Genomic DNA, 310 nt, shown 5'->3' on the forward strand with positions numbered 1-310 from the left:
TTTGGAGCGGGAAACGAGACTCGAACTCGCGACCCCGACCTTGGCAAGGTCGTGCTCTACCAACTGAGCTATTCCCGCATAATCTTCGTCTTTCGAACCGCTACTGCGTTGGCTGCCTTCATTCGCCTGAGTCACTTACTTCAGTAAGCTCCTGAGTCTCATTCAGTTGCCGCCTTGTCGCAATTCGAAATCCTGCGATTGGTGGTCTGTGCTTAACAAGCACTTTCAAATTTTGGAGCGGGAAACGAGACTCGAACTCGCGACCCCGACCTTGGCAAGGTCGTGCTCTACCAACTGAGCTATTCCCGCA

General features: G+C 52.9%; 2 tRNA genes. Both read right to left on the reverse strand.

Annotated elements, in window-relative coordinates:
* Positions 1–2: 2 nt before the first annotated feature.
* Positions 3–78, reverse strand: a tRNA-Gly gene (locus OGW16_RS02100).
* Positions 79–233: 155 nt separating this feature from the next.
* Positions 234–309, reverse strand: a tRNA-Gly gene (locus OGW16_RS02105).
* Between the last annotated feature and the right edge of the window lies 1 nt (position 310).

Source organism: Citrobacter sp. Ce104 (assembly GCF_030334595.1).
Lineage (GTDB): Bacteria > Pseudomonadota > Gammaproteobacteria > Enterobacterales > Enterobacteriaceae > Citrobacter > Citrobacter europaeus.